A 24,437-nucleotide genomic window follows, 5' to 3' on the forward strand; every position below is an offset into this window, starting at 1 on the left:
CGAGCATGGCCTGGGCGTACTTGGTGGCGTTGGTCAGCGCCTCCAACCACCACGTAGTAGGCCGCGCCCCGAGCCACCAGGACGCACCGATCAAGCGGGACGGACGTGCGGGCGCCGCGTACGCTGCAACGATGGCTCACGGCGCGCTGCTCGGGATTGACTTCGGCACCTTCAACACCGTGGCCATGGTGCGTCGCGGCGGCGGTGAAGCACGTTCCCTGCTCTTCGACGGGTCACCGCTGCTGCCGTCGGCGGTACTCCTGGAAGCCCCCGGCGACATGTTGTCCGGTGCCGAAGCCGTGCGGTCGGCGCGGGTGTATCCGGATCGGTACGAGCCCAACCCGAAGCGAAGGATGGCAGACGGGATCGTTCTGCTCGGCGGCTACGAGACCGACGTGGTCGACCTGGTCGCCGCCGTGCTGGGACGTGTGGCGTCGGAGGCGCGGCAGGTCGCCGGTGAGCTCCCGGATCGTGTCGTGGTCACGCATCCGGAGACCTGGGGCACGTCGCGGTTGAGCCGGTTGACCGCTGCGGCCGTCCGTGCCGGCCTGCCGGGCCCGGTACTCGTGTCGGAGCCGATCGCTGCCGCCGCCTACTTCCTTGGCCAGGTCGGCCAGGTCGGCGCGGGTCAGTGCGCGGTGGTGTACGACTTCGGGGCCGGCACGTTCGACGCCAGTGTGGTTCGGCGCGGCCCCGCAGGAGCGCTGACGGTACTGGCCAGTGAAGGGCTGCCCGAGGTGGGCGGCCTGGACCTGGACGCCGCGTTGGTGGAGCACCTGGGCCGGCTGATCGCGCAGCGGGCCCCGGACGCATGGGACCGGTTGCTGCGACCGGCCACCGCCGCCGACCGTCGTGCCCGGTGGCAGCTGTGGGAGGACGTTCGGCTGGCCAAGGAGTCGTTGAGCCGGCGTTCGCAGACGCTGGTGCACCTGCCGGTCCTGGACGACACCGTTCCGGTGAGCCGGGACGAGTTCGAGCAGCTCGCCGAACCGGTCATCGCGCGGACGGTCGCGGTCACCCGCGCCGCGGTGCGGAGCGCGGGCATCGGGCTGTCGGACGTCGGCGGCATCTTCCTCGTCGGCGGGTCGAGCCGCGTCCCACTCGTTGCGACACTGCTGCACCGCGCGTTCGGGATGCCGCCCACGGTTCTGGAGCAGCCCGAGCTCGTGGTGGCGGAGGGTTCACTGGTCCTGCTCGACGCGTGCGAGGAACGCACGCCGACCGGTGTCACGATGAGGCTGCCTGCCGGTGCCGGGTCGGGGGAGACCGTTGCGCAGGCGCGTGGAACGGCCGCTGGCCCGTCATCCGTGCCACAGGGCTCGCCGCAGCGGGTCATGCAGCTGTCGCCGGTCTCGACGACGGCAGACCGCGGGTCGAGCGCCGACGAGGCCGTCGAACCGGAGCGGGGGCGATCGATCCGCCGCCACCTCGCCGATCCGTGGAGTGTGGCAGCGGCCGTGCTGCTCGGTGCCCTGAGCGGCGTGATCGGCGGCCTCGCCGGTGCGAGTGCGGCGGCCGTGCTGATCGCGGGAGCCGTGGTCACCGTGATCGTGCATCTGGTGCGGGTGGCCCTCGGTATCGTGTTCGACCGTTGAAGACCCGGTTGCCGGACGTCGCCTCCAATCAGAAATTGCTCAGCACCGAGCTGAATACCTTGTCGACGCTGGCCGGGTCGCGCGCGTCGTAGGCGGCTGCCCGCGACACTTTCGCGATCTGTTCGAGCGTGTCCAGGTCGGCCTCCTCGCCGAAGGCGATACCGAAGATGCGAACCGAGTTCTCCAGGCGTGACCCGTCCAGGTCGCGGAGCAGCTTCGCCCGGTCGTTGTCGGCCGGATACTCGTTGCGTCCATCGGTGAGCAGCACGACCGCGTTGATGCGGTCGGCGTCCAGCCGTCCCCGCATGTACACGTCGGCGGCCCGGGTCGTGTGGTACAAGGCCGTGCCGCCATCGGCGCTCAGCGCCCGGATGATGCCGGTGAGTTGCTGCTTCGCGTCACGGATGCGCGACATCGGCAGCCGCTCGGTGTAGGGCTGCGCACCGTTCGGTCGCTGCCCCGAGAACGTCCACAGTGCCACCTCGTCGTCGGGATGCAGCAGGTCGAGGCTCGCGATCGCCGCGTTCTTCGCGGCTTCCAGCTTGCTGATGTCACCGGCCGCCTTCTCCTTCATCGATCCCGAGACGTCGAGGATGAGCAGCACCCTGGCCTTCTTCCGCAGGTCGTCCCAGCCGGCGAGGATCTTGTCCAGGACCTCTCCGACGGGTGACTGGATCAGGTTGAGCTTCTGGCCGGCCGGGATCTGCAGGGTCTGCGCCAGTTCGGGACCGGCGTTGCCCTGGTGGTCGCGGAAGCCCATCGCCGCGAACGCGGCCTGCTGGGCCGGTTGCTGCAGGAACGCGAGGAAGTCCCCGGCCGCGTCCCGTTGTGCGTCACTGGCCGAAGGCAGCACCACGTACGGGTGGTCGAGCATCAGCGTGCCGTCCCGCGGCACCATCGGCACGAGCGGCACCGTGGGCGCCTTGCCTTTCACCTTCGGGTCGCCGGTGGTGTTGCCCTTGTCGTAGAGGTAGGTGAGCTGCTCCTGATGCACGACGGCGCTCACGTACGACATCGCGGCGCCCTCGGCGTCGGCGTCGGCCAGGTTGGCGAGGAACTTCACCGCATCATCGGTGTAGTGCAGGACGCCGGCTTCGACCCCGCGAACGAAGTTGATCACATTGGGCTGGGTGAGGTCGGCCGCCGTCAGTTCGCGGGACAGGCCGGTCGCCGCATAGTACGTGGCCACCGTCGCGGCCAGGCCGGACGTGGACCGGTGCGGGTTGTCCTTGCCGAAGGAGAAGCGCCCCCACTCGGGGTGGCCGTACCGGCCCCACCCCTGCGGATCGGACGCGAGCGCCAGCACGTCGCTCCACCCGAACTCGCGGTTCGGCCAGCCGAACGCCTCGGCCATCGGCTTCGGCATCGAGATGACCAACGGGCTCTGCGCGATCGACGGCATCTGCGTGCCGGCCGCCGGCACCACCTGCTTGCCGCCGGTGGTCTCCCGGTGGCGGGCCAACTGGAGCCACAGCGATGCGGTGGGCGTCCACACCTGCGGTGCCGGCCCACCGTCGCGCTGTTCATCCCACCCGGAGGCAAGCGCCTCCGCCGCCGCGCCGGACGTGAGCCGGTGCACGGTCACCGACGCGCACCGCTTGCCGCCGTACAGCGTGTCGGAGGCGTTGTACCGGCGGGCCAACTCGATCATCAGGTCGGCCTTCTCGGTCGACGAACTGACCTCGATGGGTTCACAACCGGCTCGCTTGTCGGCGCCCGCCTCCCCGGGGTCGCGACGGAGCACCACGTACGTCACCACGACGGCTATCAGACCGACGATCACCGCAATCACCAGCGGCATTCGCGCACGTGTCCCCGCGACAACACCCATCGACGATCTCCTGTTCACCGGCAGAGCCCCGCATCGTAACCGACAGACACAACACCGCCGCCATCCGCCGGACGTGGCCGACCGGACCGTCCGCTACGGATAACCCTCGACTCGTCCAGCCCGGACATCCGGCACCCGTCGGTCTGGGGGCCCAGGGTCGCTTCGAGCTGCGGGAGATCGTGAACGCGATCTTCCACCAGAGCCGGACCGGCTGTCAGTGGGCACATCCCCCGATGGGATCAGGTGGCGGGTCCGGCGTCAGCGGAAGGCGGCGTGGCCGGTCACGGTTTGACCGATGATCAGCTGGTGGACCTCTGACGTGCCCTCGTAGGTCAGGACCGACTCCAGGTTCGACGCGTGACGCAGCACCGGGTAGTCCAGTGTGATGCCCGCGGCGCCGAGGATGGTGCGGCACTCACGGGCGATGGCGATCGCCTCGCGAGTGCTGTTGAGCTTGCCCAGGCTGATCTGACGGTGGTCCAGGGTACCGGCGTCCTTCAGCGCCGCCAGCTGCAGCGCGAGCAGGAAGCCCTTGCCGAGTTCCAGGGTCATGTCGGCGAGTTTCAGCTGGGTCGCCTGGTAGGCCGCGAGGGGCCGGTCGAAGATCTCGCGGCTTCCGGCGTATGCGATGGTCGTCGACAGGCAGTCGTGCGCGGCGCCGAGGGCGCCGAAGACGATGCCGAAGCGGGCCTCGTTGAGGCAGGACAGCGGGGCCGACAGGCTGGTCGCGTCGGGCAGCATCGCGTCGGCGGGCAGCCGCACCCCGTCGAGGACCAGCTCGGCGGTGACGGACGCGCGCAGGGAGAGCTTGCGGGTGATCTCCGGGGCGGCGAAGCCGGGCGTGCCGGCGGGCACCAGGAAGCCGCGGATGCCTTCGTCGGTGCGGGCCCAGACGACGGCGACGTCGGCGACCGAGCCGTTGGTGATCCACATCTTGGTGCCGTCGAGGATCCAGTCCGAGCCGTCGCGGCGGGCGCGGGTGCGCATGCCCGACGGGTCGGAGCCGAAGTCCGGCTCGGTCAGCCCGAAACAGCCGATCGCCGTGCCGCTCGCCATGGCCGGCAGCCACTGCTCACGCTGGGCCTGCGAGCCGTAGCGGTGGATGGCGTACATCGCCAGCGAGCCCTGCACCGACACCAGCGAGCGCAGGCCCGAGTCGCCCGCCTCCAGCTCGAAGCAGGCCAGTCCGTACGCGAGGGCGGAGGCGCCCGCGCAGCCGTAGCCCTGCAGGTGCATGCCGAGCACGCCGAGCGAGCCGAGTTCCCGGGCGAGGTCGCGGACCGGCAGGCTGCCCTTCTCGTACCAGACGGCGATGTGCGGCCGGACCCGCCGGTCGACGTAGCTGCGCACGGCCTCGCGCAGGGCGCGGCTCTCCTCGTCGATACGGCCGTCGACGCCGAAGTAGTCCAGCACGGGCATGGTCGCGGGCGGGGTCACAGTGATCATCCTTTCGCAAGTACATCGAGGACGCCCTGGGCGACGGCGACGGCCATCGCGTCGAGCGCGTCCGAGGTCATCGCCGCCATGTGCGGTGTCGCCAGGACCCGCGGGTGGTGCAGGAGCGGATCGTCGGGAGAGGGCGGCTCCGGGGCGAACACGTCGACGGCGTAGCCGCGCAGCCGCCCGCCGCCGAGCGCGGCGAGGACGGCGGCGTGGTCGACGACCCCGGCGCGGGCGGTGTTGACCAGCAGCGCGTCCGGCCGCATCGACGCCAGCGCGGCGGCGCCGATCAGCCCGGTGGTCTGCGGGGTCTGCGGGACGTGCAGGCTCACCACGTCGGCTGAGCGCAGCAGCTCGTCCAGCGGCACCAGGCGGACGCCCTGTGGCGGTACCACCGCCGCGACGTCGAACGCGAGGACCGTCATCCCCAGGCCCAGCGCGCGGGCGGCCACACCGCGGCCGATCGCGCCCAGCCCGACCAGGCCCAGCGTCCGGCCGGCGAGCATGGTGCCGGTCAGGCCGGTGGCGACGACCGAGGAGGGCAGCGAACGGCCGGCCGGGAAGCCGCCGCTCGCGAGGGTCGCGACGGCCCCCGGCAGCTGCCGGGCGAGGGCCAGTGCGGCGAGGACGACGAACTCGGCGACCGACTCGGCGTTGGCGCCGGGCGTGCTGACGACCGGGATGCCCAGCCGCTGCGCCGCGGCGAGGTCGATGCCGTCGAGGCCGGCGCCGTGGCGGCCGACGACCCGCAGCCGCGGCGCGGCCTCGAGCATGGCGGCGGTGACGGGGGAGGAGCGCACGACGAGGGCGTCGGCGGTGGCGAGCGGACCGGCGGCGAGGGCGGCCGGGTCGGTGACGCCGGCGACGCGCACCTCGGCGGCGGCCCGCAGCAGCTCCATCCCGGCGTCGGCGATCGGCTCGGTCAGCAGGATCTCAAGCATGCGGTCTCACCAGCCCGTGTAGCAGGTCACCGGCACCGAGTAGAAGTCGCGGGCGTAGCCGCCCTGCTCCCGCGGGCCGTGGTTGGAGTCGCCGGTGCCGCCGAACGGCAGGTGCAGCTCGGTGCCGGCGGTGGGCAGGTTGACCGTGACGATGCCGGCCCGCGCGTCGCGCTTGAAGCGTTCGGCGGCGGCGAGGGACGTGGTGACGATGCCGGCCGACAGCCCGTAGCGGGTGTCGGCGGCGACCGCGATCGCCTCGTCGAGGTCGCCGACCCGGATGACGCAAGAAACCGGGCCGAAGATCTCCTCCCGGGCCACCCGCATGCCGTTGTGGGCGCCGGTGAGCAGCGTCGGGCGCATGAACTGCCCGTCGCTGGTGCCGCCGGCGGCCACGGTCGCGCCCTCGGCGGTGCCGGCCGCGACGTAGCCGAGGTTCTGGGCGAGCTGCTGCGGGCTGACCACCGGACCGATCTGGCTGCGTGGGTCGAGCGGGTCGCCGACCGTCAGCGCCCGGGCGGCGTCGGCGAGCGCGGCGACGAACCGGTCGTGGATGCCGTCCTGCACGATGAGGCGGCTCGACGCGGTGCAGCGCTGTCCGGTACTGAAGAAGCTGCCGTCCAGGGCGCAGCGCACGGCCACCTCGAGGTCGGCGTCGTCGAGCACGACGAGCGGGTTCTTGCCGCCCATCTCCAGCTGGAAGCGCTTGTTGCCGTGGGCGAGGCACTGCCGTGCGACGTGGGCGCCGGTGCCGGTGCCGCCGGTGAACGACACGCCGTCGACGCCGGGCGCGGTGAGCAGCGCCTCGCCGGCGGTCCGACCGGCCCCGAGGACCAGGTTGAACACGCCCGGCGGCAGGCCCGACCCGGCGATGATCCCGGCCAGCTCGCCGGCCGAGGCGGGCACCAGCTCGGCCGGCTTGAGCACGACCGCGTTGCCGTAGGCGAGTGCCGGCGCCACCTTCCAGGCCGGGATCGCGATCGGGTAGTTCCACGGCGTGATGACCGCGACCACGCCGAGCGGCCGGCGGCGCACCTCGGCGTGGACGTTGTCCCGGGTGGACGCGTACACCTCGCCCTGCGGCTGCAGCAGCTGGTGGGCGTAGTAGCGGAAGGTCTGCCCGGCCCGGACGACCTCGCCGCGGGCCTCGGCGAGCAGCTTGCCCTCCTCGCGGGCGAGCAGCACGGCGAGTTCCTCGGCGCGGCCGAGGATCGTGGTGCCGATCCGGTCGAGGACCGCCATGCGCTCGGCGACGGGTGTGCGGGCCCAGCCGGGCTGGGCGGCGCCGGCGGCCTCGGCGGCGGCGCGGGCGGTGTCCGGGCCGGCTTCGGCGTATTCGCTGACGACCTCGTCGGGCCGGGCCGGGTTCACGTTCGGGCGGCGGTCGCCGTCGACCCATTCGCCGCCGACGAGACTGCGGTGCAGCACGGTCACACCCCCGCGGCCGCGACGGTCGCGGGCTCGGGGAAGTGGCAGGCGACCCGGTGCCCGTCCGCCGGATCGGTCAGCACGGGCACGGTCGTCGCGCACACCTCCTGCGCCTTCCAGCATCGTGTACGGAAGCGGCAGCCGCTGGGCGGGTCGAGCGGGCTCGGCACGTCGCCGGTGAGCAGGACGCGCTGCCGCTTGGTCTCGACGAGGGGGTCCGGGATCGGTACCGCGGACAGCAGCGCCTTCGTGTAGGGGTGCCGCGGCGACTGGTACAGCTCCTCGCACCCGCCGACCTCGACCACGGTACCGAGGTACATCACCGCGATCCGGTCGCACAGGTGCCGGACCACGGCGAGGTCGTGCGCGATGAACATCATCGTCAGGCCGAGCTCCTCCTGCAGCTGTTCGAGGAGGTTGACGATCTGCGCCTGGACGGAGACGTCGAGGGCGGAGACAGGCTCGTCGGCCACGACGAAGTCGGGGCCGCTGACCAGGGCCCGCGCGATGCCGACCCGCTGGCGCTGGCCGCCGGAGAACTCGTGCGGGTAGCGGTCGTGCCAGCGGTCGCTGAGCCCGACCAGCCGCATGATCTCCTGCGCCTTCGCCCGCCGTCCCGCCGCGGGCAGGTCGGCGTGCACGAGCAGCGGCTCCTCGATGAGCTCGCCGATGGTCATGCGCGGGTTCAGCGACGCATACGGGTCCTGGAAGATCATCTGCATCCGGCGGCGCATCGCCCGCATCCTGCGGCCGGGCAGCGTGGTCAGCTCGGTGCCGTCGAACGTGACGCTGCCCCGGCTGGGCCGCAGGAGCTGCAGGATGGCCCGCCCGGTGGTGGACTTGCCGCAGCCGGACTCGCCGACCACGCCGAGGATCTCGCCGCGGCGGATGTCGAGGTCGACGCCGGCCACCGCGCGCAGCCGGGCCGGCAGCAGCGAGCCGCGGCGCGGCACCTTGAAGTCGACCGCCAGGTCCCGGACTTCCAAGAGGTTGGTCATCGCGCCTCCACGGACTGTTCGGCGAAGCGGTCCTCGTCCGACAGCCAGCCGCCCGCGTCCGCGGGGCGCATGCCCCAGCAGCGGTTGAGCTGGCCCCGGTCCGGGACCTGATGGGTGAGGACGAGGTCGGGCACGGCATCGGCGCAGCTGTCCCGGGCGTGCGCGCAGCGGGGCGCGAACCGGCAGCCGGGCGGCATCGCGGTCAGCTCGGGCGGGCGGCCCGCGATCGGCCGCAGCCGACCGCCGCGGACCAGGTCGAGGCGCGGGACCGAGCCGAGCAGGCCCCAGGTGTACGGCATCTGCGGGCGGTGGAACAGGTCGACGGTCTCGGCCCGCTCGACGATCTGCCCCGCGTACATGACGTTGACCCGCTCGGCCATGCCGGCCACGACGCCGAGGTCGTGGGTGATGAGCAGGACGGCGGTGGCGGTCTCGCGGGCCAGGTCGCGCAGCAGGTCGAGGATCTGTGCCTGGATGGTGACGTCGAGCGCGGTGGTGATCTCGTCGGCGAGGATGAGCCGTGGGTTGCAGGACAGCGCCATCGCGATCATGACGCGCTGCCGCATGCCGCCGGAGAGCTGGTGCGGGTAGGCGCCGAGACGGCTCTGCGCGGCCGGGATGCGCACCATCTCCAGCAGCTCGACGGCCCGGGTCCGGGCGGCCCGGCGGCTCAGCCCGAGGTGGGCCTGCAGGGTCTCGGTGATCTGCTTGCCGATGGTGAGCACCGGGTTCAGCGAGGTCATCGGATCCTGGAAGATCATCGCGATGCCCTTGCCGCGCACGGCCCGCAGCTCGCGGCGGCTCAGCGTGAGCAGGTCCCGGCCTTCGAAGAGCACCTGCCCGCCGGTGACCTGCCCGGCCGGTGGCACGACCAGGCCCATGACGGACTGCGCTGTCGCCGACTTGCCGCAGCCGGACTCGCCCACGAGCGCGACCATCTCGCCCGCGTCGACGGTGAACGAGACGCCGTCGACGGCGGTCACCGAGCCCCGCGCCGCGCGGAATTCCGTGCGCAGGTCGCGCACCTCCAACAAGGCCATCGAAACTCCCCAAAACTTGGTGCGCGAACGTCGCCATTCGTCAACCGGGAGTGTTGCACAGGCGATCTTCGTCGTCTAGGCTCCGGCGAGCGACGAATTACGTCGATTGAGAGTTGGAGCCGATGACATCCAAGAGCTCGATCGTGAAGGATCGCGCCATCATCCGGGAGCTCGTGCAGGACCCGAGACAGACCAACGTCGCGCTGGCGGCGAAGGTCGGGCTCTCCGAGGGCTCGGTGCGGCGCCGGATCGACCGCCTGCTCGCCGAAGGCAAGCTGCAGTTCTCCGCGATCCCCAGCGCACCCTTCATGGGCCGCCCGGTGCACACGCTCTTCGAGATCCAGAGCGCCCCCGGCGCCACCGAGCAGCTCATCGACAAGCTCGCCGGCATGCCCGAGATGGCCTACGTCTACCACGTGACCGGCCAGTTCGACATCATCGCCGTCGGCTACTTCGCCTCCACCAACACCATGCGCCGGTTCTGGACCGAGCGCCTGGGCCACCTGGAGGGCGTCATGGAGAGCCGGTCGGTGATGGTGCTGCGGGTCGCCAAGCGGGCCCACGAGTGGGCGCGTGACCTCGCCGGCGCCGACGACGAGCTGGAGCCCGGCTGGGACGAGGGCGCCGAGCCCGGGTTATCCGGTTACGAGCACTGACCGGCAGGAGAGCCCACCATGCTGCGCATCACGCTGATCCGCTCGCTGACGGTCATCCCCGTCCTGCTCGGGATCTCGGTCATCTCGTTCCTGGTCATCCGCATGATCCCGGGTGACGTGATCAGCTCCATCATGGGACAGGACTTCGGTGACCCCGAGGTCGAGGCCGAGATGCGCCGCTACTTCGGGCTCGACATGCCCGTGCACGAACAGTTCTTCACCTGGTTCGGCGACCTGCTGCGCGGCGACCTCGGCACCTCCATGCGCACCGGCCAGCCGGTGCTCGACGAGATCCTGCAGCGACTCCCGTCCACGCTGCTGCTGGCCGTCTCCGCGCTGCTCGTCGCCATCCTGCTGTCGATCCCGATGGGGATCCTCAGCGCCACCCGCCGCAACGGGCCGCTCGACGCCTTCGCCCGCGTGGCGTCGCTCATCGGCCTGTCGGTGCCCAACTTCTGGCTGGGCATCCTGCTCGTCTACGTCTTCTCCGTCTCCCTCGGCTGGCTGCCCTCACAGGGCGCCAGCGAGGGCGGCGGGCTGCTCGACAACCTGAAGTACCTGGTGCTCCCCGCCGTCACCCTGGGCGCCAGCCTCGCCGCGATCAACATGCGGATGACCCGCTCCAGCATGCTGGAGGTGCTCAACCAGGACTACGTACGCACCGCCCGCGCCAAGGGACTGGCCGAGCGCGTCATCATGGTCCGCCACGCCCTGCGCAACTCGCTCATCCCGGTCGTGACCGTGCTCGGCATCGAGCTCGGCGCGCTGCTCGGCGGCACCGTCATCGTCGAGCAGGTCTTCGCCTGGCCCGGTCTGGGCACGATGGTCATCCGCGGGATCAGCCAGCGCGACTACCCGGTGGTCCAGGGCACCCTGCTCTTCCTCGCGTTCTTCTACGTCCTGGTCAACTACCTGGTCGACCTCGTCTACACCTACCTGGATCCGAGGCTGCGCAGTGGTCACTGAAGTCGACACCGTCACGGAGGTCCAGGCGCGCCGGCTCGGCCGGCTGCGCACGGTCGGCGGGCGCGGCGGCGCGCTGCTGCGGCAGCTCACCCGGGACAAGATCGGCGCCGTGGGGCTCACCCTCGTCCTGCTCATGGTCGCGGCCGCGGCTCTCGCCCCGGTCATCGCGCCCTACGACCCGACCGCGATGTCCAACCAGCGGCTCGCCACGCCCGGCGGCACCTTCCTGCTCGGCGCCGACGAGGCCGGCCGCGACCTGCTCAGCCGGGCCCTCTACGGCGCACGCACCTCGCTCGCCGTGGGCCTCGTGGTGGTCGGTTGCGCCGCCGTCATCGGCGTCCTGCTCGGCCTGCTCGCCGGCTTCTACCGGGGGATCCTCGACGCGATCATCACCCCGGTCACCGACATCATGTTCGCCTTCCCGACCCTGCTGCTCGCCCTCGCCGTCGTGGCCGCCCGCGGGCCGGGCACCGAGAACCTGATCCTCGCCCTGGTGCTGGTGTTCATCCCCAGCTTCGCCCGGATCGTGCGGGGCACGGCGATGTCGGTGCGGCGCGAGCCGTTCGTCGAGTCCGGGCAGGCCGTCGGGCTCAGCAACGCCCGCCTCATCTTCAAGTACGTGCTGCCCAACTCGATCGCGCCGATCGCCGTGCAGTTCACCACGAGCATCGCCTACGCCATCCTCATCGAGGCGTCGCTGGGCTACCTCGGCCTCGGCGTCCAGCCGCCGGCGCCGTCCTGGGGCTCGATGCTGGCCAACGGCAAGGCCTTCATGGAGCTGTCGATCTGGCCGTCAGTCGTGCCCGGCGTCTGCATCATGATCGCGGTGCTCGGGTTCAACCTGCTCGGTGACACCCTCCGCGACGTCCTCGACCCGCGGCTGCGCGGCCGCACCAACCGCTGAACTGGAGCCCTCCGTCGTGGAATCCATCGACGAGCACGTCGTCCGCCGGCTCACCGAATGGTCGTCCGGAGCGCCCACCGGCACCACCGACGACACTGAGGCCGATCGTGAGGCCGACCGCTCGGTCCTGCTGAACTACTGGGAGGCCCAGGTCCAGGCCCGTCACCTGGACCTCGCGCTGCGCTGGCTGCAGGCCCAGAAGGAGGGCTTCTACACGATCGGCTCCAGCGGCCACGAAAGCAACGCCGCCGTGGCCCTCGCCCTGCGCCCGAGCGACCCGGCGCTGCTGCACTACCGCTCCGGCGGGTTCTACGCGGCCCGCGCCGGCCAGGTGCCCGGCGCCACCCCGATCAGCGACGTGCTGCACTCGGCGGCGGCGTCCCGGCACGACCCGATCTCCGGCGGCCGGCACAAGGTGTTCGGCCACCGCGCCCTCAACATCATCCCGCAGACCTCGACGATCGCCTCGCACCTGCCGCGCGCGATGGGCCTGGCCTTCAACCTCGGCCGCAGCACCGGCACCGGCGCCGGCCAGGTGTATCCCGCTGACGCCGTCGTCGTCTGCAGCTTCGGCGACGCCTCACTGAACCACTCCACCGCCGCCGGCGCGCTCAACGCCGCCGGCTACAGCGCCCACCAGCGCCTGCCGCTGCCGCTGCTGCTCGTCTGCGAGGACAACGGCATCGGCATCAGCACCCGCTCACCGCACGGCTGGGTCCGGCGCGCCCTGTCGTCGCTGCCCGGCATCGACTACGTCCACGCCGACGGCACCGACCCCGCCCACCTGCTGGCCGTCGCCGCCGACGCCGCGCGGCGGGTCCGCGCCGAGCGCCGGCCGGTCGTGCTGCACCTGGGCACCGTGCGGTTCATGGGCCACGCCGGCTCCGACGCCGAGCTGGCCTACCGCGGCCGCTCGGAGATCCTCGCCGACTACGCCCGCGACCCGATCCTCGCCACCGCCGCGGCGCTGGCCCGCCGCGGCATCCAGAGCCCGGGCGAGAGCCTCGCCAGCTACGAGCACGCCCGCAAGCTCGTCATGGACGAGGCGCGGCAGCTGGTCGGCGCGGTCGAGCGGCTCGCGTCGCCGGACGCCGTCACCGCGCCGCTGACCGCCCGCCGCCCCGCCGCCGTCACCGCGGCCGCCACCCGCGCCGGCGCCGGCCGTGCACCGGCCTTCGGCGGGAAGCTGCCGGAGGAGCGCGGGCCGCTCACCCTCGCCCAGTCGATCAACGCCGCCTTGCACGACGCCCTGCTGACCCACCCGGGCGCCCAGGTCTTCGGCGAGGACGTGGCCCGCAAGGGCGGCGTCTACGGCGCGACCCGTGGACTGCGCAAGGCGTTCGGCGCCGGCCGGGTCTTCGACACGTTGCTGGACGAGCAGTCGATCCTCGGGCTGGCGCTCGGCGGCGCGCTGGCCGGCACCCTGCCCATCCCCGAGATCCAGTACCTGGCGTACCTGCACAACGCCGAGGACCAGCTGCGGGGCGAGGCCGCGTCGCTGCGGTTCTTCTCCGCCGGCCAGTACCAGAACGGCATGGTCGTGCGCATCGCCGGCCTCGCGTACCAGAAGGGCTTCGGCGGCCACTTCCACAACGACAACTCGGTCGCCGTGCTGCGCGACATCCCCGGACTCGCGCTCGCCGTCGCGTCGCACCCCGCCACCGCGCCCGCCCTGCTGCGCCAGTGCCTCGCCCTGGCCGAGGCGGAGGGGCGGGTGTGCGTGCTGCTGGAGCCGATCGCCCTGTACCACACCCGCGACCTGCACACCGAGGGCGACGGCGGCTGGCTCGCCCCGTACGCGGCCCCGCGGGACTGGGCCGAGGCGCCGCTCGGCGCGGTGCGGACCGTCCGCGACGGCGCCGACCTGGCGGTGGTCACGTTCGGCAACGGCGTGCCGATGAGCCTGCGGGTGGCCGGCGTCCTGGCCGGCGAAGGCGCCGAGACGCGCGTGGTGGACCTGCAGTGGCTCGCGCCGCTGCCGGCGGCGGCACTGCACGCCGCGCTCGCCGGCGTGAACCGGGTCCTCGTCGTCGACGAGACCCGAGCGAGCGGCGGTGTCTCCGAGGCGGTCGTCGCGGCCCTGGTCGACGCCGGCTTCGCCGGCCGGATGGCCCGGGTCAACAGCGTCGACAGCTACGTCCCCCTTGGCCCGGCCGCCGACCAGGTCCTGCTCGGCGAGGCCGACATCCTGGCCGCCGCCCGCACCCTGCTCGGCTGACCCGGCGCGGCCCCTGCCCGCGGCGGGCTCTGTGGCCGGCATTCGAGAACAGACGGAGGACGGCGGCCCGGCTTCGGTGGAGCGAAGCCGGGCCGCCGTCGGTCGTGCGGTCTGTCAGTAGCCGAGGTCCGGCTGGCGGTGCGTGCCGGCCAGGGGCTCGCCGGACAGGTACCGGTCCAGGTTGGCGCGGAAGTCGGCGCCGAGGCGCCGCAGGTTGCCCGAGCCCCGGAACGACGTGTGCGGGGTGATCGTCGTGTTCGGCAGGTCCCACAGCCGGTGCTCCGCCGGCAGCGGCTCCTCCTCGAAGACGTCGAGCACGGCGCCGCCGATCCGCCCGGCGTGCATCGCCTCGACGAGCGCGTCCTCGACGACCAGCGCGCCGCGGCCGACGTTGACCAGCACCGCGTCCGCCCGCATGGCCGCGAAGTGCTCCGCCCCGAAGAAGTACCGGTTCTCTGTGGTGAGCGGCATCGCCAGTACCACGGCATCCGCCTCGGGCAGGAGCGCGAAATGGTCGCCGAAGGCCACCACCCGTGCGAAGCCGTCGACGGGGGAGCCCGTACGGTTGACGCCGATCACGGTGGAGCCCAGAGCGCTCGCGCGCCACGCCACCTCGGAGCCGATCCCGCCCGTGCCGAACACCAGCGTCGTGCTGCCGATGACGTCCTTGCCGACGAGACGGATCCATTCGTGCCGCAGCTGGGCCTCGCGCAGCGCCGGGAACGCCCGGCCGTGCATGAGCATGGCGCCGATGACATACTCGGCGATCGGCACGTTGTAGGAGTTCGGCGACCGGGTGTAGACGAGGCCCTCGTCGAGGCGCCGCTGCCAGACCGCGCCGCCGACCCAGTCGAAGCCGGCGGCGGTGATCTGGACCCAGCGCAGCCGCTCGCATTTGCTCAGCAGCTCCTCGAACGTGTCCTCGTTCATCGCGCTGCGCAGGATGATTTCGGCGTCGAGCCAGTCGTCGCGGACCGGCTCGTCGTCGGGGATCGGCGTGAACCGGCAGTGCGGGTAGTCGGCCACCAGGCCGGGGACGAGCTCGGCGAGGTTCGGGGTGAGCAGTACGTGCGGGCCGGTCACGAGCCCTCCTGGGCCTTCTTCTTCCGGTTGTTGTACGTCACGCCGCCCTTGGCCCAGTTGTCGTAGGAGACCTCGTACAGCAGGACGTGGGTATTCTCCCGCGGCGAGCCGTACTTCACCAGGACGTCGGTGAGCTCGGCGATGATCGCCTCCTTGGTCTCCTGGTCGCGGTGGCCGATCTCGGCCCGGATGATCGCCATGATGCTCAGTGCTCCTTCGTCGCCGTTGCGAAGTCGGGGTTGCGGGAGTATTCGGACGTGACCGCCAGATAGGCGAAGGCGTGCGTGACGCCGGTCTTCAGGACGCCGTCGAAGACCTCGCGGGCCCGGTCGACGTCGCCGTTGTAGTAGTGCCAGTTGCCCAGGCCGTAGCCCTGGGTCACGGTCTTGAGGCTGTCGCCGTCGCACATCGCCCACAGCTGCTCGGGGGTCAGCTCGCCGGTGTAGAGGCGCATCCGGCCCTCGTAGCCGACCAGGTGGTCCTCGTCGACGACGGCGATGCCGCGGAACCGGTCCAGGACAGCGTCGGCCTCGTCTGGCCGGCCGAGCCGGCGCAGCGCCATGTACTGCCAGTCCTGCGACGCGACGATCCCCTCCTGGTGACGGGCGCAGCGCTCGGCGTTGCGGAAGCTTCCCAGGCAGCCCTCGAAGTCGCCGTCGAGGTACTGGGCCACGCCCAGGTGATACCAGACCGACGTGTGCAGGGTGGTGTTGTACCGCGCCAGCGCGCCCGGGTCGGCGGCCGCCATCGTCTCGGTGAGGTGCTGCGGCCGCACCGCCCCGGGCCGGCCGAGGATCAGGCTGACGACGTCCTTCTCGACCTCGGGCTGGTACATCTCGTACTCGTCCTCGACGTCGCCGAGACGGTCCGCGGCGGCCCGCAGGTCCTCGATCGCGCCGGCGTAGTCGCGGACGGAGATCCGCCGGTGGCCGCGGAAGCGCAGCAGGCGTGCGTCGCCCGGCTCCAGCTCCAGCGCCTCAGTGAGCAGGGCGACGGACTCGGCGTGCTTGTTGAGGTAACCCTTGAGCCGGGCGGCGATGATGTAGCGGTGGCTCAGCGGGACGTCTTCCATGGCGGTGCCTTTCGTCGCGGGGTGCTCCGGAGGGGCGCCCACCCCCGGGCGCCCCTCCGGTGCGTCATCGGTTGAGCCAGAGGCTGCGGTAGAAGCGGTACGTCGGGGTCGGGTCGCCCCGGTAGCCCATGACGTCCTTCTGCACGACGTCGAAGTCGGCGTTGAGGAACGTCATCGCGACCGGGCCGCGCTCGGCCAGGATCTTCTCGGCCTGCTGGTACAGCGCCGAGCGCTTGTCCTTGTCGAGCTCCGAGCGGGCCTGGACGATGAGCGCCTCGTACTCGGCATCGCTCCAGTTGCCGTAGTTCAGGCCGCCGCCCTTGAGGAAGCTGGCGCTGAACCGCTCGTCCGGGTCGTAGGTGAGGCCGAAGCCGGACTGGTACATGTCGAACTCGCCCGACTTGGTCTTCGTGTCGGCGATCGTCGACTCGACCGACTCGATGGTCACCTTGATGCCGATCTTCGCCAGCTGCTGCTGCTCGACCTCGGCCGAGCGCACCTGGAACGCCGAGGTGGCGATGACCATGAGCTTGGCCTCGAAGCCGTTCGGGAAGCCCGCCTCGGTGAGCAGCTGCTTGGCCTTGTCGATGTCCGCCTTGCCGTACACCGGTGTGGTGAGCGCGCCGTAGCGGTCCGGCGGCAGGTAGCCCGCGTTGAGCGCGGTGCCGAAGCCGGAGTTGGCGACGTTGAGGATCTCCTGCCGGTCGAGCGCGTAGTAGATCGCCTGGCGGACCTTCACGTTGTCGTACGGCGCCTTGGACGTGTTGAGCCGCAGGTGCAGCGACAGCGAGCCGGAGCCGCCGTACCACTTGAGCTTCTCGTCCTTCTTCAGCGCGTCGATGAACTCCGGCGCGGGCCGCCAGAGGAAGTCGACGGTGCCGCTGCGCACCGCGGCGGCGCGGGCGTTGTCGTCGGGGTTGAACGTGAAGTCCAGGCCGTCGAGGTACGGCAGGCCGGACTGCCAGTACTGCGTGTGCTTGTCGAGCTTGATGGTCTGGCCGGCCGTCCGCGTCGCGATCTTGAACGGGCCGCTGCCGCCGTCGACGGCGGTGTTGAGCCCGCCCTTCTCGTCGACCACCGACTTGTCCACAATGGACGACGCGGCGGTGGACAGCAGGGTCAGGATGGCCGCGTTGGGCTTGCTGAGCTTGAGCACAGCCGTGCGCTCGTCGGGCGTCTCGACCGCGCTGATGCCCTCGTAGCTGCGGGCGCGCGGGGCGCGGGTCGCCGGGTTCTTGATCCGCTCGATCGAGTACTTCACGTCGGCCGACGTGACCTTACGCCCGCTGTGGAAGTACGCGTTGTCGCGCAGCTTGAACGTCAGGGTGAGCCCGTCGCCGCTCTGCTCCCACGACTCGGCGATGGAGGGCTTGATCTCGCCGCGGTAGGACTCCACGAGCGACTCGTAGATCTGCTCGTTGATGACGAAGGCCGAGGTCTCGGACATCTTGTGGGGGTCGAGCTCGTTCGCGTCCAGCCGGATCATGATCCGCAGCCGGCCGCCGGGCTTCGGCGTGCCGGAGGGCTGCGACTCGTCCTCCATGCGGACGTTCTTGGTCAGGCCGTCATTGGTGCTGGCGCCGTTGTCACTGTTCGGGGGCTCGCCTCCGGAGCAGCCGGCCACGAGCGCCGCAACGACGCCCACCGCCAGCACTCTGGTCATGAAATGCGTTCTCATGGGTCTCCTTGGCTGATCTCTCAACTCGCCTACCGGCCGGCCGGGCTCCATGCCTCCCCAAACACCCGCAGCCAGTTGCCGCCGAGGACCTTCGTCACGTCGGCCGGAGAGAACCCTCCGGCCAGGAGCGCCTCGGTGAAGTTCGGGAAGTCGGCGGCGTCGTCCATGCCGATCGCCCGCCGCTCCTCCCATTTCCAGTCGCCGAGCAGGCTCTTGAACTCCTTGTCCTTGAGCTGCTCGGCACGCATCGCCTCGGTGAGCGTCTCGTCGTAGTCGGTGGCGATCGCGACATGGTCGATGCCCGCGACCTCCACGACGTGGCTGAGGTGCTCCACGAAGCGGGTCAGGTCCGGACGCCGGGTCGGCTCGTCCGGGTAGTACAGGAACCCCGAGAGGGTGGTGATGCCGATGACGCCGCCCTGCTGGCCGAGGGTGCGCAGGAAGGCGTCGTCCTTCGCCCGGATGTGGGGCGAGATCGCGTCGCAGAACGAGTGCGTAACGACGACGGGCGTGCTGGACACCTCCATGGCGTCCAGGCCGGTGCGCTGCCCGCAGTGCGAGACGTCGACGACGATGCCGATCTCGTTCATCGCCTCGACGAAGACGCGGCCCTTGTGTGTCAGGCCGGGGTCGACGCTCTCCCCACAGCCGGCGCCGAGCAGGTTCTGCCGCTGGTAGGTCAGCTGGAGGATGCGCACGCCGAGGTCGTAGAACGTGCCGAGCAGATCGAGGTCGACCCCGATCATCTCGGTGTCCTGCGGCCCGAGGATCACCGCCTCCTTGCCCTCGGCCTTGGCCCGCTCGATGTCGGCGACGCTCGTGGCGAGCAGCACCCGGTCGGCGTGCCCGTCGATCCAGCGGCGGCACTGGTTGACCTCCCGCAGCGCGGTGACGGTGTCCGCGTAGGGCCTGGTCACGGTGTGGTTGACGGCGGTGACACCACCACGGCGGATGCGGTCGAGGTGGGCTTCGGACAGCTCGATGACCGTGCTGCCTTCCACGACGGTGGCCGCGGCGTGCAGTTCGGTCGCGGAAAGCGCGGGACTTTCCTGGGCGGCAATGTTCAACGTCATCTCCAGGATCAGCGGAAGATGCCCGACTCTACGAGCAGCGCCAGTTTCCTGTCCATAGATCTTACGAACTCGTCATATACGAGCTTCCAAGCGACGAATTTCGTCACTTAGGCGGTCATCACTATGTCGCGTCCCGGATGGCGGCGCCGATAACGCCCAAATCGGAACTACCGTGCCTCGTGGAAGCCTGGCACCGGCCGAAGCGCACCTGCCCGGCGAAGGCGTGGGCGTCTCGAGCGACCGTCTCCGACGGGCCGAAGGCCTCGGCGATCTGGGTGACGCCACTGGGTGGAATCGGCATGCGTACCGCGTTGTCCTGGACGCTGCCGCCGGGATCCGTCCTGTACGGCGCGATCGGCAGCCAGCTGTACATGCGCGGGCGGGCCGGCTGCCGGTTCGCCGCCGCCAACCACTCCTCAAGGCGCCGCCAGCAGGTGATGCCGGATCCGAACCCGAGCTCGACCAGCACGGCACCCAAGCCCAAGTAGCCGTGGACGACGTCTGGTCAACCAATCAGTGCCGCTGTACAGTCGGCCCAAGTGCGCTTGAACCGGTTCGCTGAACCCCTCCTCGGCGAATCGGCACGTGGCCATGCGGCGCAGTCCACGCCCCCCGGGTGCGCCGCACGGTCACATCCGGAGGCCGCCGGCGCGGTCCACACCGCCGTCAATGCATGGCGCACCGAGCACGAATTCCCGCAGTGTGCAGGATCGTCGCGGCGCTCAACACCACGGCTGCTCTGTCGATCCGCCGGCCCGCCGAAGCGCGGCGATGGTGCGTCGCACGGCAGCGCTCGTCTCGACCAGCCGCAGCCGCCCGCCACCGGCCAGCGCACCGTCGTGCAAGGTGGCCGCGCCCGCGCACGAGAAGAACGTCACCCGGCTCAGGTCGACCTCGACAGGACCGCTCGTGGCGGTCGCCGCGTGACGCAACGCGTCACGGAACGCAGGCGCCGTGAACAGGTCGACATCGCCGGCAGCGGCCACGTGGGCCACCCCGTCCTCCCGGCGGACCGTCACCGTGATCTCCAAGCCACGCATCTGCATCACCGTCCTCGACGGTAACCGCCACGGTCGGTGAGGCAGTACAGGCTGGTCGACCCTCGCTTAAGCCGGGCCGTGACGGGCATAGCTCGCAGGCGCCGTCCCGGGCGGCGCAATCCACCGCAGAGGAGTGGCAATGACCATGCTCACAGGCAAGACCGCGGTCGTCACCGGCGGCACCACGGGAATCGGACTGGCTGCGGCGCGGCGCCTCGCCGCGGACGGCGCCCACGTCTTCGTCGTCGGACGGCGTGCGGAGCAACTGCGCGACGCCGTCTCGCACATCGGCGCCAACGCGACCGGCGTCCAGGCCGACGTGTCGGACGCCGCCGACCTCGACCGGCTGTATGCGACGGTCGGCGAGCAGGGGCGCCGGCTCGACGTGCTGTTCGCCAACGCCGGTGTCGGCTCGTTCGCCACGCTCGAACAGGTCGACGAGCAGCACATCGACCATATCTTCGACATCAACGTCAAAGGCGTGCTGTTCACCGTGCAGAAGGCGCTGCCGCTGCTCAACGACGGCGCGTCGGTGATCGTCAACACCTCGACTGCGGCCGACCGCGGTGAGGCGTCCTTCGGGGTGTACGCCGCGTCGAAGGCGGCGCTGCGCTCCTTCGTCCGCACCTGGGCCAACGAGCTCAGGGCCCGCAACATCCGGGTCAACGCCGTCGCGCCGGGCCCGATCGACACTCCCGGGATCGAGGGCCTGGCGCCCAGCGCCGAACACGTCGGCCAGCTCAAGTCCGACCTGACGAAGCAGGTACCGATGGGCCGGATGGGTCGGCCGGAAGAGGTCGCCGACATGGTGGCGTTCCTCGCGTCGGACCAGAGCACGTTCGTGACCGGATCGAACCTGTACGTCGACGGCGGCCAGAACCAGGTGTGACACCGGTCAGGAGATGGCCGCCGGGTGAGGGGCGCCAAGATACGGGAACCGGTCCATGATGTCGGTGTGCGGCTTCAGGCCGGTGGGCGGTGCCTCGTTCCTGGTGAGCAACGCGACACGGATGTCGATGACGTCTTCGGTGAAGGTCCGGCCGTTGGGATACTTGGCTGGTCTGGTCGGGTCGAAACGCAGCATGTCCGGCAGCAGCCCGTGCTCGTCCAGGGCGGCGACCGCCTCTTCGCGCGTGTAGCCGCCGGTGTGACCCAGCAGGTGGACGAACTGGTCGGTCCACCTGGACCGGTCGTGCACCGGCTCGCTCGCGTTGTACTCCTCCTTGGTCTCGTCCGTGTTGAAGAAGCTGCTCATCGACGGGTGCCCGGCCCGGTCCACATGGACCAGTTCGCCGTCGCGCAGCACGCTGCACCGGCCCCAGATCCGCAGCTCGGGTCCGGGCTTCAGCTCGGCGGTCGGCAGCTCGATGGCCATGGAGCAGACGTTGGCCGTGGCGTTGGAGTCGACCCCGGTCCAGGGCGACCTCCCAGACAGGTGCGGCGCGGTGAAGTTCCGGTTGCCGCTGGTGTCGAACAGGTTCTTGATGCCGTCGAAGTCGAAGTAGAACGCGTCGCTGCGGCTGCCGACGGCCACCATGAAGCTGCCGCTGCTGACCACGTTCGCCTGCGGGCCGAACGACACGGCGGCATCCGCCACGATCCGGACGCCGCCCGCTTCGGGGCTGCGGGCCTGCGCACCGGTCGCCATGAACACGCTGTAGGTCTGCCCGCCGTCGGCCGCCGGCGGGCTGAACACCCAGCTGAACGCGATGTCGACCAGGTCGTCACCGTCGTTGTCGATGTTCAGCCGATACACGGCGTCCGGATGCAGGGCGTCGGCACCGGGATTGGCGTTGAGGATGAGCACGGTCCTGCTCCGGTCGCCTGGCGCGGCGAATGCATACAGGTCACACAGGTCGAGACGCGGATCCCCGAGTGGCGAACCGAGACTGAGTCCGGTGAAGTGGTTGGACACGTCAAGCTCTCCCGACGTTCGTTCATGGAATCGCTGGTACGCCCGGACGCCGGTCCTGCACAGTGCGGCGCACTCGCGCCCCGGGCGGTGCATCCACGCTAACCGGCAGCACCGTCGCGCTCCCCGCTGCGAGCAGTCCGAGCCGGGGGATTTGCCGGGTGACGCACCGCCCGGTGCGTAGAGGCACAGGATGGTGCCGTTGTCCTTGTGCAGGACGGTCAGCTGGTGCAGGGCGGCGACGCCGGTGCTGGCCAGGTGGGTCACGCCGGTGAGGTCGACGGTCAGTGTGCGGGTGCCGGTGACACCGGCGGCGCGGACGGCGTGGGTCGAACATCCGGTGGGACGATCTGCTACCTGGCGGTCCGCACCCCGCACTGTGGACGATCCGGTTGTTGCACTGCGGCCCGAACGGCAAACCGGGCTTGAGTCGCATCGCAGTGTTCCGGCTGCACATCAACGCCGTCTTCCTGGCCACCGTCGTTCGGCACTACGCCGAGCGTCCGGAACACCGTCCCGACATCGGAACGTACTGATGCGGCTCAGCATGACGGTGGCTCTGCCGCAGCAGACGTCGTCGGTCAGCGAGGCCCGCCGCACCTGGCCGTGCTGCTCAGCCTGACCACCGCGCCGGAAGCGAACCGCGACCACCTGGCGGTCCTGCTCACCGAGGCCTGCCCCAACGTCGTCCAGCACGGCGCCTGCACGATCCTGGCGGCGAACGCGCCGCAGGCCCGTCCGGCCCGTAAGGTTGTGTCCGTAGCTGGTGATCGGCCGTTACGAGTGGGGGCCTTGGGTGGACCTGTCCTTGACGACCAGGCCGGGCCGCGGGTGTCTCATCGTGCAGCTGGACGGGGTGCTCGACCTGGGCACCGTCCCACAGGTGCGGGAACACCTGCAGCGCGCCCTCGACGACGGCGTGCAGTTCGTTGTGCTGGACCTCGCCGCCGTGCGGTTCATCGACTCCACCGCGCTCGGCATGATCGTGTGGCTGCACAAGCAGCTGCTCGAACGCGACGGGGGCGTCTTCGTGGCAGCGGCTCGGCCTGTCGTGCGCACCGTGCTCGCGCTGACGTCGGTGGACCGCCTCATCCACCTCAGCGACGACGTCGACGCGGCCGAGGCCGCCGTTGCCGCCGGCGCCTGATGCCGCTGCCGCGGCAGGGGCGTTCAGCTGGGTAGGCGTGCGCTGGCCCGGATCGAGTCGGCGCCGGAGCTGCTGCGCCGCCCCAGCGTGTGCTCGTCGTACCAATCGATGATCAACAGTGTTGCGTCGTCGGTGAGCCGCGGACCAGCCACGTCCAGTACCGCGTCGGCCAAGGCCCGGGTCGCTTCCCGCGGGTGCAGCGCGGCGACCCGGCGCATCTCAGCGTGCAGGTCCAGTCGCGCCGCCCGGCGCTCCGTCATCCCGTCGGTCACGATCACCAGCCGGTCGCCGGCCCGCAACGCCACATCGGCACTGGCAAACGTCGAGTCGGGCAGCATCCCGAGGGGGAAGTTCTTCGGCAGTCGCACCGCTTCCACATCGCCGTCGCGGACCAGCAGCGGCGGCAGGTGCCCGGCGTTGATCAACGTGCACACACCGCTGACCAGGTCGACCCGGCCGAGGGTCGCGGTGATGAACGAGCTCCCGGCGGCGGCGTGCTCGGCCACCGCGGCGTTCGCGGCCTCGGCCTGCTCCACCAGGCTCCGTCCCTGGCGGCGGGTGTTGCGCAGGCTCCCGACGCCCAGCGTGGCGGTCAGCGCACTGGCGACACCGTGCCCCATCGCGTCCGTCACGCTGAAGTGCAGCAGGTCCCGCGCCAGGGAGTAGTCGAAGGTGTCCCCGCCGATGCTCGCCGCCGGCTCCAGCCACCCGGACAGCGTGAACGCGCCCGCTTCACAGGTGAACGCACTCGGCAGCAGCCGGCGTTGGATCTCCGCGGAGAGATTGAACGGCGTGGTGCGCTGACCCCACTCGAACAGGTCGGTGTGCCGCCGGTTCGCGATCACCACGAACCCGAGCAGATGCGCGACCCGACCGATCTCCACCAGCGCCCCGGCATCCGGTCCGACCGGCAGCACCAGCTCGAGCAGCCCGATCGCCTCACCACGCTCCGTGACCGGCGCCCACACCGTCCACTCGTCGCCGCCCTCGAACACCTGCGGCTTCTGGGTCCGCAGCGTCTGCTCCATCGGACCGCCGTCCAGCGGCAGCACCGTGGCGACCTCGTCATCACGCCGACGGACGTCGGGCCCGCCGTCCTGGCCGGTCGCCGCATGCGCCAGCCGGACCAGCGCCCGGCCCCCGAAGTCAGCGATCAGGAACGACGCGGAGCGGGCGTCGAGAGCCTTCGCCAGCTCCCGCGTGATCGCCTCCACAGCGTCGACCGGCGCCGCGTCCTCGACCGCATCGAGCATCGCCGCCATCATCGACGTCCCGCTGATCTCCACCCCGGCAGCATACGACCGCCCCAGAGTTTGGACACGTGAAGAAGGCCCCGACAATCCTGGGCTCCTGCTCCACCTGGACCATGACGCGTGCCTGGCGGCGGGCGCTGCTGCGTGCCGGCGTAGCACGGTGAA

Annotated in this window: 22 protein-coding genes; 8 read left to right on the plus strand and 14 right to left on the minus strand. The window is 71.0% G+C overall.

Features of this window, described 5'->3' with window-relative positions:
- The first annotated feature begins 131 nt into the window (after window positions 1-131).
- A complete protein-coding gene (locus ACFY3L_RS52555; protein ID WP_389342814.1) occupies window positions 132-1,595 on the plus strand; it encodes an Hsp70 family protein in 1,464 nt (487 codons plus the stop codon).
- Window positions 1,596-1,623: 28 nt separating this feature from the next.
- On the opposite strand, the gene ACFY3L_RS52560 is transcribed toward ACFY3L_RS52555, so the two are convergent.
- From ACFY3L_RS52560 to ACFY3L_RS52585, 6 genes are all read right to left on the minus strand, one after another.
- A complete protein-coding gene (locus tag ACFY3L_RS52560; RefSeq protein WP_389342817.1) occupies window positions 1,624-3,378 on the minus strand; it encodes a substrate-binding domain-containing protein in 1,755 nt (584 codons plus the stop codon).
- A 306-nt stretch (window positions 3,379-3,684) separates the two neighbouring features.
- Complete coding sequence (locus ACFY3L_RS52565) at window positions 3,685-4,845, minus strand: acyl-CoA dehydrogenase family protein (protein ID WP_389342904.1); 1,161 nt, start codon at window positions 4,843-4,845, stop codon at window positions 3,685-3,687.
- A gap of 23 nt (window positions 4,846-4,868) precedes the next feature.
- Window positions 4,869-5,807 carry a hydroxyacid dehydrogenase gene (locus ACFY3L_RS52570; RefSeq protein ID WP_389342820.1) on the minus strand — a complete coding sequence of 313 codons (939 nt, stop codon included), beginning with the start codon at window positions 5,805-5,807 and terminating at the stop codon, window positions 4,869-4,871.
- Window positions 5,808-5,813: 6 nt separating this feature from the next.
- Window positions 5,814-7,232 carry an aldehyde dehydrogenase family protein gene (locus ACFY3L_RS52575; protein WP_389342823.1) on the minus strand — a complete coding sequence of 473 codons (1,419 nt, stop codon included), beginning with the start codon at window positions 7,230-7,232 and terminating at the stop codon, window positions 5,814-5,816.
- Window positions 7,233-7,234: 2 nt separating this feature from the next.
- The gene (locus ACFY3L_RS52580; RefSeq protein ID WP_389342827.1) at window positions 7,235-8,230 is read right to left on the minus strand and encodes an ABC transporter ATP-binding protein; all 996 of its coding nucleotides are present in this window, start codon (window positions 8,228-8,230) and stop codon (window positions 7,235-7,237) included.
- Window positions 8,227-9,270, minus strand: a complete 1,044-nt coding sequence (locus ACFY3L_RS52585) for an ABC transporter ATP-binding protein (RefSeq protein ID WP_389342830.1) — start codon at window positions 9,268-9,270, stop codon at window positions 8,227-8,229. The genes ACFY3L_RS52580 and ACFY3L_RS52585 overlap by 4 nt, the downstream gene beginning before the upstream one ends.
- A 122-nt stretch (window positions 9,271-9,392) precedes the next feature.
- On the opposite strand from ACFY3L_RS52585, the gene ACFY3L_RS52590 reads away from it, so the two are divergent.
- Genes ACFY3L_RS52590 through ACFY3L_RS52605 form a run of 4 tightly spaced genes read left to right on the plus strand, consistent with a single transcriptional unit; the run spans window position 9,393 to window position 14,014 of the window.
- Entirely contained in the window at window positions 9,393-9,926 is a 534-nt protein-coding gene (locus ACFY3L_RS52590) for an Lrp/AsnC family transcriptional regulator (RefSeq protein WP_344512985.1), read from the plus strand.
- An 18-nt stretch (window positions 9,927-9,944) separates the two neighbouring features.
- A complete protein-coding gene (gene nikB / locus ACFY3L_RS52595; protein WP_389342833.1) occupies window positions 9,945-10,892 on the plus strand; it encodes a nickel ABC transporter permease in 948 nt (315 codons plus the stop codon).
- Entirely contained in the window at window positions 10,882-11,796 is a 915-nt protein-coding gene (locus ACFY3L_RS52600) for an ABC transporter permease (protein ID WP_389342836.1), read from the plus strand. The genes nikB and ACFY3L_RS52600 overlap by 11 nt, the downstream gene beginning before the upstream one ends.
- A 16-nt stretch (window positions 11,797-11,812) precedes the next feature.
- The gene (locus tag ACFY3L_RS52605; protein WP_389342839.1) at window positions 11,813-14,014 is read left to right on the plus strand and encodes a thiamine pyrophosphate-dependent enzyme; all 2,202 of its coding nucleotides are present in this window, start codon (window positions 11,813-11,815) and stop codon (window positions 14,012-14,014) included.
- 114 nt (window positions 14,015-14,128) lie between these two features.
- On the opposite strand, the gene ACFY3L_RS52610 is transcribed toward ACFY3L_RS52605, so the two are convergent.
- The 5 genes from ACFY3L_RS52610 to ACFY3L_RS52630 form a co-directional block, all read right to left on the minus strand.
- Window positions 14,129-15,097: a D-2-hydroxyacid dehydrogenase gene (locus tag ACFY3L_RS52610; RefSeq protein WP_389342842.1), complete on the minus strand. Its 969-nt coding sequence runs from the start codon at window positions 15,095-15,097 to the stop codon at window positions 14,129-14,131.
- Window positions 15,094-15,297: a tautomerase family protein gene (locus tag ACFY3L_RS52615; protein WP_190253310.1), complete on the minus strand. Its 204-nt coding sequence runs from the start codon at window positions 15,295-15,297 to the stop codon at window positions 15,094-15,096. Before ACFY3L_RS52615 ends, ACFY3L_RS52610 begins: the two co-directional genes overlap by 4 nt.
- 5 nt (window positions 15,298-15,302) lie before the next feature.
- Window positions 15,303-16,169: a hypothetical protein gene (locus tag ACFY3L_RS52620; RefSeq protein ID WP_389342845.1), complete on the minus strand. Its 867-nt coding sequence runs from the start codon at window positions 16,167-16,169 to the stop codon at window positions 15,303-15,305.
- 64 nt (window positions 16,170-16,233) lie between these two features.
- A complete protein-coding gene (locus ACFY3L_RS52625; protein ID WP_389342848.1) occupies window positions 16,234-17,847 on the minus strand; it encodes an ABC transporter substrate-binding protein in 1,614 nt (537 codons plus the stop codon).
- A gap of 29 nt (window positions 17,848-17,876) precedes the next feature.
- Complete coding sequence (locus ACFY3L_RS52630) at window positions 17,877-18,920, minus strand: dipeptidase (RefSeq protein ID WP_389342851.1); 1,044 nt, start codon at window positions 18,918-18,920, stop codon at window positions 17,877-17,879.
- A gap of 299 nt (window positions 18,921-19,219) precedes the next feature.
- Here ACFY3L_RS52630 and ACFY3L_RS52635 point away from each other — a divergent pair, with 299 nt between their 5' ends.
- Complete coding sequence (locus tag ACFY3L_RS52635) at window positions 19,220-19,408, plus strand: hypothetical protein (protein ID WP_389342854.1); 189 nt, start codon at window positions 19,220-19,222, stop codon at window positions 19,406-19,408.
- A 234-nt stretch (window positions 19,409-19,642) separates the two neighbouring features.
- Here ACFY3L_RS52635 and ACFY3L_RS52640 read toward each other — a convergent pair whose 3' ends face one another.
- Window positions 19,643-19,960 carry an STAS domain-containing protein gene (locus tag ACFY3L_RS52640; protein WP_389342857.1) on the minus strand — a complete coding sequence of 106 codons (318 nt, stop codon included), beginning with the start codon at window positions 19,958-19,960 and terminating at the stop codon, window positions 19,643-19,645.
- Window positions 19,961-20,099: 139 nt separating this feature from the next.
- Between ACFY3L_RS52640 and ACFY3L_RS52645 the strand changes: the two genes are divergently transcribed.
- Window positions 20,100-20,849 carry an SDR family NAD(P)-dependent oxidoreductase gene (locus ACFY3L_RS52645; protein ID WP_389342860.1) on the plus strand — a complete coding sequence of 250 codons (750 nt, stop codon included), beginning with the start codon at window positions 20,100-20,102 and terminating at the stop codon, window positions 20,847-20,849.
- 6 nt (window positions 20,850-20,855) lie between these two features.
- Here the strand turns inward: ACFY3L_RS52645 and ACFY3L_RS52650 are convergent, their stop codons facing one another.
- Window positions 20,856-22,250 carry a DUF4331 family protein gene (locus ACFY3L_RS52650; RefSeq protein ID WP_389342863.1) on the minus strand — a complete coding sequence of 465 codons (1,395 nt, stop codon included), beginning with the start codon at window positions 22,248-22,250 and terminating at the stop codon, window positions 20,856-20,858.
- 430 nt (window positions 22,251-22,680) lie between these two features.
- Here ACFY3L_RS52650 and ACFY3L_RS52655 point away from each other — a divergent pair, with 430 nt between their 5' ends.
- Window positions 22,681-23,019 (plus strand): STAS domain-containing protein, encoded by a 339-nt coding sequence (locus ACFY3L_RS52655; RefSeq protein WP_389342866.1) that lies wholly within the window; start codon window positions 22,681-22,683, stop codon window positions 23,017-23,019.
- 23 nt (window positions 23,020-23,042) lie between these two features.
- On the opposite strand, the gene ACFY3L_RS52660 is transcribed toward ACFY3L_RS52655, so the two are convergent.
- A complete protein-coding gene (locus ACFY3L_RS52660; protein WP_389342869.1) occupies window positions 23,043-24,305 on the minus strand; it encodes a PP2C family protein-serine/threonine phosphatase in 1,263 nt (420 codons plus the stop codon).
- Between the last annotated feature and the right edge of the window lie 132 nt (window positions 24,306-24,437).

This window comes from Dactylosporangium sp. NPDC000521 (assembly GCF_042898305.1).
GTDB lineage: Bacteria > Actinomycetota > Actinomycetes > Mycobacteriales > Micromonosporaceae > Dactylosporangium.

What these genes read in the sequence shown, in the direction of transcription:
- ACFY3L_RS52555 (WP_389342814.1), top strand. Translation starts at nt 132, where the DNA reads ATGGCTCACGGCGCGCTGCTCGGGATTGACTTCGGCACCTTCAACACC.
- ACFY3L_RS52565 (WP_389342904.1), bottom strand. Translation starts at nt 4,845, where the DNA reads ATGCCCGTGCTGGACTACTTCGGCGTCGACGGCCGTATCGACGAGGAG.
- ACFY3L_RS52570 (WP_389342820.1), bottom strand. Translation starts at nt 5,807, where the DNA reads ATGCTTGAGATCCTGCTGACCGAGCCGATCGCCGACGCCGGGATGGAG.
- ACFY3L_RS52580 (WP_389342827.1), bottom strand. Translation starts at nt 8,230, where the DNA reads ATGACCAACCTCTTGGAAGTCCGGGACCTGGCGGTCGACTTCAAGGTG.
- ACFY3L_RS52585 (WP_389342830.1), bottom strand. Translation starts at nt 9,270, where the DNA reads ATGGCCTTGTTGGAGGTGCGCGACCTGCGCACGGAATTCCGCGCGGCG.
- ACFY3L_RS52590 (WP_344512985.1), top strand. Translation starts at nt 9,393, where the DNA reads ATGACATCCAAGAGCTCGATCGTGAAGGATCGCGCCATCATCCGGGAG.
- nikB (WP_389342833.1), top strand. Translation starts at nt 9,945, where the DNA reads ATGCTGCGCATCACGCTGATCCGCTCGCTGACGGTCATCCCCGTCCTG.
- ACFY3L_RS52615 (WP_190253310.1), bottom strand. Translation starts at nt 15,297, where the DNA reads ATGGCGATCATCCGGGCCGAGATCGGCCACCGCGACCAGGAGACCAAG.
- ACFY3L_RS52620 (WP_389342845.1), bottom strand. Translation starts at nt 16,169, where the DNA reads ATGGAAGACGTCCCGCTGAGCCACCGCTACATCATCGCCGCCCGGCTC.
- ACFY3L_RS52625 (WP_389342848.1), bottom strand. Translation starts at nt 17,847, where the DNA reads ATGAGAACGCATTTCATGACCAGAGTGCTGGCGGTGGGCGTCGTTGCG.
- ACFY3L_RS52630 (WP_389342851.1), bottom strand. Translation starts at nt 18,920, where the DNA reads ATGACGTTGAACATTGCCGCCCAGGAAAGTCCCGCGCTTTCCGCGACC.
- ACFY3L_RS52635 (WP_389342854.1), top strand. Translation starts at nt 19,220, where the DNA reads ATGCGTACCGCGTTGTCCTGGACGCTGCCGCCGGGATCCGTCCTGTAC.
- ACFY3L_RS52640 (WP_389342857.1), bottom strand. Translation starts at nt 19,960, where the DNA reads ATGCGTGGCTTGGAGATCACGGTGACGGTCCGCCGGGAGGACGGGGTG.
- ACFY3L_RS52645 (WP_389342860.1), top strand. Translation starts at nt 20,100, where the DNA reads ATGACCATGCTCACAGGCAAGACCGCGGTCGTCACCGGCGGCACCACG.